11 protein-coding genes are annotated in these 10,647 nt (G+C 52.1%); 4 read left to right on the top strand and 7 right to left on the bottom strand.

Annotated elements, in window-relative coordinates:
- Nucleotides 1–55: 55 nt before the first annotated feature.
- Nucleotides 56–886, bottom strand: coding sequence for a carbon-nitrogen hydrolase family protein (locus tag ACTHUT_RS09310; protein WP_250599475.1), 831 nt, complete (start codon nucleotides 884–886; stop codon nucleotides 56–58).
- A 94-nt stretch (nucleotides 887–980) separates the two neighbouring features.
- On the opposite strand from ACTHUT_RS09310, the gene ACTHUT_RS09305 reads away from it, so the two are divergent.
- From ACTHUT_RS09305 to ACTHUT_RS09290, 4 genes are all read left to right on the top strand, one after another.
- Complete coding sequence (locus ACTHUT_RS09305) at nucleotides 981–1,280, top strand: porin (protein WP_250599477.1); 300 nt, start codon at nucleotides 981–983, stop codon at nucleotides 1,278–1,280.
- Between the two features lie 301 nt (nucleotides 1,281–1,581).
- The gene (locus ACTHUT_RS09300; protein WP_250590882.1) at nucleotides 1,582–1,776 is read left to right on the top strand and encodes a CsbD family protein; all 195 of its coding nucleotides are present in this window, start codon (nucleotides 1,582–1,584) and stop codon (nucleotides 1,774–1,776) included.
- 72 nt (nucleotides 1,777–1,848) lie between these two features.
- On the top strand, nucleotides 1,849–2,007 hold the full coding sequence (locus ACTHUT_RS09295) for a DUF1328 domain-containing protein (RefSeq protein ID WP_039862543.1): 159 nt from the start codon (nucleotides 1,849–1,851) through the stop codon (nucleotides 2,005–2,007).
- A gap of 141 nt (nucleotides 2,008–2,148) precedes the next feature.
- Nucleotides 2,149–3,441 (top strand): valine--pyruvate transaminase, encoded by a 1,293-nt coding sequence (locus ACTHUT_RS09290; RefSeq protein WP_250599479.1) that lies wholly within the window; start codon nucleotides 2,149–2,151, stop codon nucleotides 3,439–3,441.
- Between the two features lie 68 nt (nucleotides 3,442–3,509).
- Here the strand turns inward: ACTHUT_RS09290 and ACTHUT_RS09285 are convergent, their stop codons facing one another.
- The 6 genes from ACTHUT_RS09285 to fetA all read right to left on the bottom strand — a co-directional run bounded on the left by ACTHUT_RS09285 (nucleotide 3,510) and on the right by fetA (nucleotide 10,569).
- Nucleotides 3,510–4,268 carry an iron ABC transporter ATP-binding protein gene (locus ACTHUT_RS09285; RefSeq protein WP_049328943.1) on the bottom strand — a complete coding sequence of 253 codons (759 nt, stop codon included), beginning with the start codon at nucleotides 4,266–4,268 and terminating at the stop codon, nucleotides 3,510–3,512.
- An 83-nt stretch (nucleotides 4,269–4,351) separates the two neighbouring features.
- Complete coding sequence (locus tag ACTHUT_RS09280) at nucleotides 4,352–4,978, bottom strand: FmdE family protein (protein ID WP_250599481.1); 627 nt, start codon at nucleotides 4,976–4,978, stop codon at nucleotides 4,352–4,354.
- 88 nt (nucleotides 4,979–5,066) lie between these two features.
- Nucleotides 5,067–6,038, bottom strand: a complete 972-nt coding sequence (locus tag ACTHUT_RS09275) for an iron chelate uptake ABC transporter family permease subunit (RefSeq protein WP_250599483.1) — start codon at nucleotides 6,036–6,038, stop codon at nucleotides 5,067–5,069.
- The gene (locus ACTHUT_RS09270) at nucleotides 6,028–6,996 is read right to left on the bottom strand and encodes an ABC transporter permease (protein WP_070873659.1); all 969 of its coding nucleotides are present in this window, start codon (nucleotides 6,994–6,996) and stop codon (nucleotides 6,028–6,030) included. The genes ACTHUT_RS09275 and ACTHUT_RS09270 overlap by 11 nt, the downstream gene beginning before the upstream one ends.
- Nucleotides 6,997–7,225: 229 nt before the next feature.
- Nucleotides 7,226–8,188 carry a siderophore ABC transporter substrate-binding protein gene (locus ACTHUT_RS09265; RefSeq protein WP_250599485.1) on the bottom strand — a complete coding sequence of 321 codons (963 nt, stop codon included), beginning with the start codon at nucleotides 8,186–8,188 and terminating at the stop codon, nucleotides 7,226–7,228.
- A gap of 212 nt (nucleotides 8,189–8,400) precedes the next feature.
- Entirely contained in the window at nucleotides 8,401–10,569 is a 2,169-nt protein-coding gene (gene fetA, locus ACTHUT_RS09260) for a TonB-dependent siderophore receptor FetA/FrpB (protein WP_250599487.1), read from the bottom strand.
- Between the last annotated feature and the right edge of the window lie 78 nt (nucleotides 10,570–10,647).

The raw sequence follows: 10,647 nt of genomic DNA, 5'->3' as shown, positions 1-10,647 counted from the left end.
TGCCGGGGTCGATGCCGAGAATGCGTGTGGGTTGGAACTGGGACATAGTGCGTGTTTAAAGTAATCGGTGTTTCAGGGCAGGCAGGCGCGTGCGCACGCTTTGCAGGCGCGCGGTATCCAAATCGGCACAAATCACGCCTTCGCCTTCCGGCAACGTCGCCAACACATCGCCCCAAGGGTCGATAATCATACTGTGGCCGAATGTGCGGCGGCCGCTTTCATGCAGTCCGCCTTGTGCCGACGCAATGACGTAGCATTGGTTTTCCACTGCACGGGCGCGCAGCAGCAATTCCCAATGCGCCTTGCCGGTAGTGTAGGTAAACGCGGCAGGCAGCAGCAAAACATCAAACGGCTGCTGGGCGCGGAAAAACTCAGGAAAGCGCAAATCGTAGCAAACGCCGGCCGCCAGCGGAACATCGTCCACGCTTAACTTCGGCACATCGCTTCCCGCCAGTATCGTATCGGCTTCGGCGTAGCGTTCGCCCAAACCGGAAAAGCCAAAAAGGTGCATTTTGTGGTAAAGCCCGATTCGGTTGCCGTCGCGGTCATACACCAGCATCGTGTTCATCACCTTGCCAGCGTTTGGGCTTTGCAACGGAACCGTACCGCCAAACAACACCACGCCGCATTCCCTGGCCGTTTCGCTTAAGGCCGTCTGAAAACGGGTGTGGCAGGTTTCGCCAACGCGTCCATCGTCCAAAGGCTCGGCAAATGCCAGTTTGTCCGTATCGTTTTTGCCCATCAGCGGCCAATATTCGGGCAGCAACACCCAGTCCGCCCCTTGTTCGGCAGCCTCGCGGACAAGGCGCTTCATGGTGGCAATATTGGTTTCGGGGTCGGTGGACGACACCATTTGCACAGCGGCGGCGCGTAAAGAGCGCATCATCAAAACTCCTGTCAGATTTTGCAAGAATTGTAACTTGTTTACGCACAAGGCCGATACAATCGTCACACAATTCCTCTCCAAAAAAGGATAAACCATGAACTTGAAACCTCTCCTCGCTGCCGCACTTTCCCCCGCCGCACTTGCCGCACACGCCGACGTACAGCTTTACGGCAGCATCAAAAGCGGCATCGAAACCTCGCAAACCCGTTTCGGCGGCCAAACATACAGCCGAACCGCCGTTGCCGACCAAGGCAGCCACATCGGTTTGCGCGGCTCGCATCCGATTGGAGGCGGAACGAATTTTATTTGGGAAGTCGAACAAGACACACCGGTCAGCAAAAGCGGCTCCATCCGCCAAGACTGGCGCGAACGCCGAGACAATTTTGGCCGTTAAGGAAAGATTGGATAGTAAAAGGCCGTCTGAAAGATTTTCAGACGGCCTGTTTTTTATAGTGAGGTCGATTGATTTAAAAAATACACTTAAAAGGCGGCAATCAATAATATCTTAATATTTTCAAAATTTAACGGTTTTGTATAACTTATTGATTAATTAAGAAATTTATAAGATATTGGTTAGCTGATTAAAAAATCAGCATTGGCATTGCTTGCAAATTAAAAAATTATCAAGTAAGGTTAAATGCAAGCGATTTTATCCGTGAGTCAAATATTAATCAATAAGATAGGATGGTATAACCATGAATGAAGATATTATCAAAGGAAAATGGGAGCAACTTAAAGGTAAAGCCAAAGAAAAATGGGGCGAGTTGACAAACGACGATTTGGACATCATCAAAGGCAAGCGCGATCAGTTGGCTGGTAAGCTCCAAGAGCGTTACGGTCGTACTAAAGACGAAGCTGAAAAAGAAATTGATGATTGGCTGAACAACTAAGACCGTTGAATTTCACCATAAACGGTCGGGTCTCACTCGACCGTTTTTATATTAAACCGAAAGGAAAAAATTATGCTTCATTATTCGATCGTTTTCTTTATAATTGCTATTATTGCAGCTGTATTAGGTTTCGGTGGTATTGCAGGTAGTGCGGCAGGCATAGCCAAAATTTTATTTGCCGGTTTCTTGATTTTGTCGGTGATATCACTGATTTTTGGCAGGAAGAAATAATACCTGTAGACCAATAAGGTCGTATCAAGCCACTATTCCGTCAAATAGGCCGTCTGAAAAATCAGGATAACTGGTTTTCAGACGGCCTTTGTTCTTATAATAGCGGTTTATTGTTTTCACGCACCCAGCAACGGAGTTTCCATGCAGTTTTCAGCATTCGGCGAAAAATTCACACAACACAGCGGTATTTTGCAGTTGATGGACGATTTGGGCGACGCGCTCAAAAGCGACAAGCCCGTCAATATGCTTGGCGGCGGCAATCCGGCGAAGATTGCTGAAGTCAATGCCGTGTTCGCCGATGTGTTTTCCAAGCTGGCGGCGGAACACGCTGTTGAGAATATCGGCAATTATTCCAATCCGCAGGGCGATGCGGCGCTGATTGCGGCTTTGACTAAGTTTCTCAACTGTGAATACGGCTGGAATCTGACGGCGGACAATATCGCGCTGACCAATGGTTCGCAAAACGCGTTTTTCTATTTGTTCAACCTGTTTGGTGGCAAATTCAATCTTTCAGACGGCCAAACGGCTGAAAAAGCCATTTTGTTGCCGCTTGCGCCTGAATATATCGGTTATGCCGACGTGCATGTCGAGGGGCAGCATTTTATTTCGGTAAAACCGAAAATCGAAAATGTCGAACACGAAGGCGAAGCGGGCTTTTTCAAATACCGCGTGGACTTTGACGCGCTGGAGAGCCTGCCTGAATTGAAAGCGGGCAAAATCGGTGCGATTTGCTGTTCGCGCCCGACTAACCCGACCGGTAATGTGCTGACCGACGGCGAAATGGCGCGGCTGGACGCTTTGGCGCAAGAACACGGCATTCCGCTGATTATCGACAACGCTTACGGAATGCCGTTCCCAAATATTATTTACAGCGATGTGACGCTGAATTGGCACGAAAACATTATCCTCTGCTTCAGCCTTTCTAAAATCGGCCTGCCCGGTGTGCGTACCGGCATTATTGTCGCTGCGCCGGAAGTGGTCAAAGCTGTCAGCAGTTTGAATGCGATTGTGAATCTGTCGCCAACCCGTTTCGGCGCGGCGATTGCGGCTCCGCTGTTAAATGACGGCCGTCTGAAACAACTGGCTGATGAAGTGATTCAGCCGTTTTACCGTCAGCAGGCGCAAACGGCGGTTTCCCTGCTCAAGCGCGAATTGGGCGCGTATCCGTTGAAAATCCACAAGCCTGAAGGTGCGATTTTCTTGTGGCTTTGGTTTGAAAACCTGCCCGTTTCGTCGCAAACTTTGTACGAAATGCTCAAGGCCGAAGGCACGCTGATTATTCCGGGCGAGCATTTCTTTGTCGGCATCGATACGCAAGATTATCCGCACGCACACGAGTGCATCCGCATGAGCATTGCGCAGGACGCGGAAACGTTGGAAAAAGGCATTGCCGCGATCGGTCGCGTGGTGCGCGGTTTGTACGATAAAAAATAAACGCTTTGAATAGACAAAGGCCGTCTGAAACATGAGCAATCGGGTTTCAGGCGGCCTTTTTGTCGGATTTAGATATGGTGGATAACCAGTTTTTTGCCTTCGTAATCGAGGACGTTGACGTCCATATCGAATAGGGTTTTGATGTTTTCGGCGGTGAAAATATCGTTGGGCTTGCCCTGCATGGCGACTTGGCCGTTTTTCATGGCGACGACGTAATCGGCGTAGGCTGCTGCCTGGTTGATGTCGTGCAGGACGACGACGGTGGTGCGTTTGTGTTCGTCGGTCAGTCGGCGCAGGATTTGCATGAGGGAGCGGGCATGATACATGTCGAGGTTGTTCAGCGGTTCGTCCAGCAAAACGTAGTCGGTGCGTTGGCAGAACACCATGGCAATCATGGCGCGTTGGCGTTGGCCGCCGGAAAGTTCGGTCAGGTAGCGGTCGGCAAAATCTTGCAGGTGGAATTCGGCGAGCGCTTCTTCGACGATGGTTTTATCCGTTTCAGACGGCCTGCCTTGGTGGTAGGGATAGCGGCCGAACATGAGCAGGTCGCGCACGGTAATGCGGCTCATGATGCTGTTTTCTTGGGTAAGGATGGAAAGTGTGCGGGCGAGTTCGGCGGTGGGGGTGGTTTTGATGTCTTTGCCTGCGTAGCTGATGTCGCCGTGTACCAAGGGCTGCAGGCGCGCCATAAAGGAGAGGAGTGTGGACTTGCCTGCGCCGTTCGGTCCGATCAGCGCGGTAATGCCGCCTTCGGGGATGTCGAGGCTGACGTCGTTGAGGATGGGGTTGCTGCCGATGGTGTGGCTGACGTTGCGGATGGTAATCATAGGCGGGTCCAAAAATGGGAAATTGGGGTTTCAGACGGCCTTTCAGCGTGAGGCCGTCTGAATTTTATTCCTGTATGGTGTGGTTAGATTTCGCTGACGGTGACAAATTCGGGATTGTCGGCTTGGCCAATCAGGAAGGCGCGGACGCGTTCTTGCCAGAGTTCGCCGAATTGTTTGAGTTCGTCAGTACTTGCGCTGCCGCTGACGGCTTTGGGCATGATGTCGCGCATTTGCGGCGCAAAGGGTTGGAGCGCGGCGTTGAGGCTGACGGCAACGGTTTTGCCGGTATCGCGGCGGCGGAGTGCGAGTGTGCCGTTGATTTCGCCTGCACCAAAGGACAAGAGGTGGCGGCGGGCAAAGCGTCCGGCTGGGCCTACGCCGCCAAAGCCGGTTTCAGGTGCCGCGCCGGTAAGGAGTTGGACGACGGAAGCGGTAACGCCGGTCGTGCCTTCGTCACGCTCGCCCTGCATAAAGGCTTCGATGTCGCCGCGTTGCGGCAGCTCTGCGCCGTAAAGGGCTTTCAGGCCTTTGATGACCATTAGGTAGGCTCCGGCGACAGTCGGGCAGGAGTGGCCGCACAGGCGCACTGCATCGGCGTAGCGGTAAGTGAGGATGCCGTTTTCGGCTGCACCGAGGAAGTCGGCCAATGCGTCTTGGACGGTAATGGTCGGGGCGTCATCGAAGAATGAAGGGAGGCGTTCTGGTGTCATGAGGGTTGTCCTTTATGGGTTTGCTTAGGCCGTCTGAAGGTTTCAGACGGCCTGAATTTATTTTTGCGAGCGTTTGGGCACGTTTAATTTATTTCTTTTTCAACACCAAATATAAAAATACCAATCCGCCTGCAAATTCGACGACCACGCTCAATACGGCCTGCATGCCGAGGAAGTGTTCGAAGATGGTTTGCCCGCCGACCAACAGGATGCCGCCGACACAAAAAGTCATGGGCAGGCGGACGGAATGTTTGACCGACGGGGAAAAATAGTTGGCCAGCGCGGCAACCAGCAGGCCGAAAAAGCTTACCGGGCCGACAACGGCGGTCGCAGTTGCAACCAGCGCAGCGATCCACAACAGCAGCCATAAGGTATTGCGCGTGTAGTTGACGCCCAAATTGACGGCCTGATTGCGTCCGAGCAGGTAAACATCGAGGCGGTGGCGTTCGCGCCAGATCACGGCGGCGCTGATGAGCAACACGACTGCGCCGATACCCAACAATTCCGAATGGACGGTATTGAAAGTGGCAAACATATTCGCCTGCGCCGCGGTAAATTCTTCGGGATCGATCATGCGTGAAAGCAGCGATGACAGGCTGCGGAACAAAATCCCGAAAATCACGCCGATTAAAATCATGCGCGACAAATCGCGTCCGCCCTGTTTGATAAGCGTGTAGAACAATAGCAGCGATCCGCCCATCATGACGACCAGTTCAAAGCCGAATTTGCCCGTCAACGGCAGGGAAGCATAGCCCACGCCGCCGAGCGTAAACACCAGCAAGGTCTGCAAAAACACATACAGCGAATCGAAACCCAAAATCGAAGGGGTCAGAATCGGATTGTTGGTCAGCGTTTGGAAGAGTTGCGTGGACACGCCGACCGCATAGGCGACCATCAGCAGCGCGGCAAGTTTGGTCAGACGCAGGTGCAAGACAAAGTCCCAATCGCCTTTGACGTTGAGCGTCATAAACAGAACGCAGGAAACCAGCAACAGCGCAAAGGCCACCCACAATGGACGGCTGCTTCCTGCCATAAAACCGATATTTTTTTCAGACGGCATGAGCAGGTTTCCTTAATAAAAGCCATAAAAACAAAGCCGTCCCCATCACGCCAAAAACCGTAGAGACCGGAATTTCAAACGGAAACACAATCACGCGTCCGACAATATCGCACAGCAACACCAAAGACGCGCCCAGCAATGCCACCGCAGGCAGGCTTTGGCGCAGCTTGTCGCCCATCAGGCGGCTGATGATGTTCGGCACGACTAGGCCGATAAACGGAATATTGCCGACCGTCACGACCACTAAAGACGTAATCAGCGCCACAATAATCAGCCCCGACCACAGAATCGCCGTCCGGTTCAGCCCCAAATTTACGCTTACCGTTTCGCCCAAACCCAAAATTGTCAGCTGGTCGGCAATCAAATAGGCAAACAAAGCCAAAATCCCCGTTGCCCACAACAATTCATACCGTCCGAGCAACACGCCGGAAAAATCGCCCTGTTGCCACACGCCGAGCATTTGCAGCATTTCGTTTTCATACGCGATAAAGGTGGCCACCGCCTCAATCACACCGCCGAAAATAATCCCGACCAAAGGCACCATCAGTTGCGCGGTCGGCGGCAGGCGGCGGATCAGCAGCATAAAGACCAACATCCCGATCAGCGCGGCAACGGCGGCAACCGACATTTTTGCCAGCAACGGCGCGGCCGGTAGCAGCAAGGTCATCAACAGCAAGCCCAAAGCCGCGCTTTGGCTTGCGCCCACCATCGACGGTTCGACAAAACGGTTGCGCATCAAAATCTGCATAATCATGCCGGCCACCGCCATCGATGCACCCGTCAGCACAATCGCAAACGTGCGCGGCAGGCGGCTGATGAACATGACCTGCTGGCTGTCGGATAGCGAAAACAAGGCGGACCATTTGAAGTCGGCCACGCCGACCGACAGGCTGACGGCAAACAATATCAGCAGCGCCACACCGTTGACCGCATTTAAAAATGAAGGTTTGTGAAACATAAAATGGTTCGGAAAAATAAGGCCGTCTGAAAGAAGGGTTAAGGTATTTTACGAAAAAGGCAGGTTTGCCCATCATAAAAACAGATGCAAACAGGCAAAAATTGTCCATTTGCACCATGTATTTTCAGACGGCCTAAATCCAATGACTTCAGATCAAGCAGCTTGATCCTGTGAATCATCAAACCCTTCAGGCCGTCTGAAAGAGGCGGGCGGCTATGTCCGCGCTGAATTACTTGGCCGCATTAAACGCATCGCTGACCTGTTTGGAAGCGTTCAGCAATTCTTGTGCGCCGCCGGCCGCCAGATAAGTTTCCGGTACGAGGTACACGACTTGGCCTTTTTTCCATGCAGTTGTTTCGGCAACCAAAGGATTGTTCAAAACATCTTTCGCAGCCTGACCTTCTTCACCGATGGCCGCGCCGCGGTCCAAAACGAACAGCCAATCAGGATTTTTCTCTTTCAGGTATTCAAAGCTGATAGGCTGGCCGTGGCTGCCTTCTTTAATTGATTCATCGACAGCAGGAACGCCGATGTCTTTGTGCAGCCAACCGCCCAAACGGGAAGAAGGGCCGAAAGCCGACATCTTGCCGCCGTTGACCAAAATTACCAAACCCTTGCCTTTGCCTTGAGCAGCGGTTTTCGCCGCTTCAAACGAAGCATCGATTTCCGCTTTCAGCTTGTCCGCTTCGGCCTGTTTGCCGAAGATTTGCCCCAGTGCGTCGATGCGCTCTTTTGAGCTTTCTTTCAGATTGGCGGTTTCGGCGGTCATCTCGATGGTCGGCGCAATTTCGTTCAACTTGTCAAACGCTTTGGCTGCGCGGCTGCCGATGATGATGAGCTGCGGTTTGTAAGCGTTTAAGGCTTCGTAGTCAGGCTCAAACAGCGTGCCGGCAGGTTTTGTGGTTTTGAAATATTCGTCTAAATAAGGCAGCCGGTTTTTATCGACGGACAAACCGGTTTTCACGCCCAGTTTGTTTAAAGTGTCGAGCATGCCCAAATCGTAAACGGCGATACGCTCAGGATTTTGCGGCACTGTTGCCTCGCCGCGCGCGGTTTTCACCGTCAGGCTTGCACCTTCGGTTTGGGCGGCAGAAGCGGAAGCAGTTTGCGCCTGATTGGAAGCAGAATCTTTCGGTGAACACGCACCCAAAGCGAGGGTGCAGCATACGGCTAAAGCAGTTAAACGTAACATGGGATAATTTCTCCGTTGTCGGGTTCGGGGCAGATAATAGGGAGGGGTCGTCTGAAAATCCGCAAAGCGGATGCTCGCATCAAACACCTGTTCCAATCCTGCCGTTGTCAAAAAAGTTTGGAAAATGCCAGATTGAGAAATCTGATTGACAGGCAGGTCGTCTGAAAACCGAAGCTGATTCAGACGACCTGCCCGTATTTTACCCGCTCTTTTTAGAAGCGGTAGTTCACGCCCAAGCGTACATCACGTCCGGTACCTGGTAGGGTATTGGTCCAGCGTTGACTGTGCGGATAGTAGAACTTGTTGAACACGTTGTTAACTGAAAGATTGATATTGAGCGTGTCTTTGCCCAATGGTTTCCAGTTGGCGAAGACATCGTTCACACCGAAACCTTGGCGTACAACGTTTTCCAGTTTGCCGTCGCGACCTTTTTGACCTGCCACCAATATCGAACCCACGGCTTTTTGAACATAGCGTCCGCGCCAGCCGATTTCCAGATTCGGATTTTGGAAGCGGTAGGCAAGGGAAGCCGTCCAAGTGCGGCCGGTTTGTGCGCCAAACTCGGGGTTCGCGCTTAACAATTTATCTTTGTGTGTATCGTAAAAACGCGGTTTGCTGTGGCTTACGCCGATTTTGGCAGTCAAGCCGCCGGTGCGGTAGGACGCGCCCAATTCGTAACCGTGATTTTTGATGTAGCCGGCATTGACGGCTTCACGGATGGCGACAGAGTCGTGGCGGTTTTGCGGATTGGCAAGCGCGTCTTTGATGGTCTGCCAGAAGTAGCTGCCGTTTGCGGCAAACGTGCCGTCGTTGTAGTTGAAACCGATTTCGGTATTGCGCGCGCGTTCGGCTTTGGTGCCGTCGGCAATCGAGATGATGCCGCGCTTGCCGTGGGTTTGCAGCGCGTCATACAGGCGCGGGCTGCGGCTGGCGTAGTTGTGGCTTGCGCTGAAGCTCCAGTGTTCGTGCGGCTGCCAAATCACGCCGAAACTCGGGTTAAGGCTGCTGCTTGAAACGGTTTTGCCGTCATGGGTTTTCACCTTGAAGCGGTCGTAACGCAGTCCGCCGGTCAGGGTAAAGCCGTTAATTTCGTGAATGGCTTCGATATACGCGCCGGTATCGGTTTTGGTCGGGTTGGACAGTTTGTAGGAATGGACAAGATCCATAACTTTCTTGTCTTTCGCTTTTTCTTCATCGGTCTTATCTATTTCTTTTTTAGGATCTTTTGGGTCTGGTTTCTTACCGGAGATCTTAAATTCGTTGTTCAAAAACGCTTGCGGCTCGATTTCCTGATGGCGGTAGTTGATACCGTATTTCAACAGGGTTTGTTCGGCAAGGCGGCTGTCGAAGTTCAAGTTCGCACCACGAGTGGCGATTCGGGTATGGTTAGGGCCGACCACATTGCCTGCGTAACCGCTGCCGCTGTCATCGGCGGAATAGCGTTCGTTTTCCAACACATAGGCGTTGGCGTTCAGTTTTTCGACAAAGCCCAAGTTTTTACCCGTGTACTCCAAGTTGGTGTTGGATTGGGTAGTTTCACGGTATGAGGGTTTCTGCCTGTCTTTTGCAGGGTCGGACTCGAAGATTGTAAACTCTTCACGCACAGTACGGATGCCCCGGTGCTGGTCTTTCATGTGGCTCAACACGATGCGGTGGTCGCCGTCGCCGAAGGTTGTTCCGATTTTGGCCAGGTAGCTGCGTTTGTCCAGTGCGCTGTAAGGTACGGTTTTGCCGCCGTTGGGACTTTTGTAGCCTTTACCTGCTTCGTAATCTTTTTCATCGTTGCGGTTGTAAGAGAATAAGCCGTCGAAGTTGCCGGCTTTTCCGAACACGCTGGCGCCGTAGTTTACGCCGTCATTGCTGGCATAGCCGCTGCTGAGGCGCACGCCCCAGTTTTTGTCCAAACCTTTTAGCAAGTCTTCGGCATCGACTGTTTTAGTAATAATCGCGCCGTTGGTCGCGCCAATACCGGCAGATGCCGAGCCTGCACCTTTCTGTACGGAGACGATTTTGACCAGCGCAGGGTCGATGATGAAACGGCCTTGGTGATACAGTATTTGGCTGTCGGAATAGGCGTTGTCCACCTTGATGTCGACAGAGTTCTGACCCATGCCGCGCAAGGTCATGTGTTGGGATGTGCCGTTACCGCCGCCGAAATCGATGGCAGGTTCTTCTTTTAACAATTCGCGCAAATCGGTTGATGTGCTTTCGTCTTTTTGACGAAGGGTGACGATATTGGTTTTGATTTTGCTGCCTTGGCGGTCACCTTTAACGGTAACGGTATCAAGCACAACATTGTCTTTGGCTTCATTTTCTGCGTGTGCAAAACCGGCTGCCAGTGTCAGTGACAGCAGGCTCAGTCGGAACAGGGGCGTATTCATTGAAAATGTCCTTAATAAAATGACAGTAATAAAAAAATAAAAGCAAATCAAAGAGGAATTATCTTTAAAAGATGCAAT

The organism is Neisseria sp. P0022.S010, from assembly GCF_051956635.1.
The sequence above is the reverse complement of the archived record's forward strand: the minus strand, read 5'-3'. Positions and strand labels throughout refer to the sequence as shown.

Coding starts and splice junctions, on each gene's coding strand:
- ACTHUT_RS09310 (WP_250599475.1), bottom strand. CDS start 886: ATGATGCGCTCTTTACGCGCCGCCGCTGTGCAAATGGTGTCGTCCACC.
- ACTHUT_RS09295 (WP_039862543.1), top strand. CDS start 1,849: ATGCTTCATTATTCGATCGTTTTCTTTATAATTGCTATTATTGCAGCT.
- ACTHUT_RS09290 (WP_250599479.1), top strand. CDS start 2,149: ATGCAGTTTTCAGCATTCGGCGAAAAATTCACACAACACAGCGGTATT.
- ACTHUT_RS09265 (WP_250599485.1), bottom strand. CDS start 8,188: ATGTTACGTTTAACTGCTTTAGCCGTATGCTGCACCCTCGCTTTGGGT.
- ACTHUT_RS09275 (WP_250599483.1), bottom strand. CDS start 6,038: ATGCCGTCTGAAAAAAATATCGGTTTTATGGCAGGAAGCAGCCGTCCA.
- ACTHUT_RS09270 (WP_070873659.1), bottom strand. CDS start 6,996: ATGTTTCACAAACCTTCATTTTTAAATGCGGTCAACGGTGTGGCGCTG.
- ACTHUT_RS09280 (WP_250599481.1), bottom strand. CDS start 4,978: ATGACACCAGAACGCCTCCCTTCATTCTTCGATGACGCCCCGACCATT.
- fetA (WP_250599487.1), bottom strand. CDS start 10,569: ATGAATACGCCCCTGTTCCGACTGAGCCTGCTGTCACTGACACTGGCA.
- ACTHUT_RS09285 (WP_049328943.1), bottom strand. CDS start 4,268: ATGATTACCATCCGCAACGTCAGCCACACCATCGGCAGCAACCCCATC.
- ACTHUT_RS09300 (WP_250590882.1), top strand. CDS start 1,582: ATGAATGAAGATATTATCAAAGGAAAATGGGAGCAACTTAAAGGTAAA.
- ACTHUT_RS09305 (WP_250599477.1), top strand. CDS start 981: ATGAACTTGAAACCTCTCCTCGCTGCCGCACTTTCCCCCGCCGCACTT.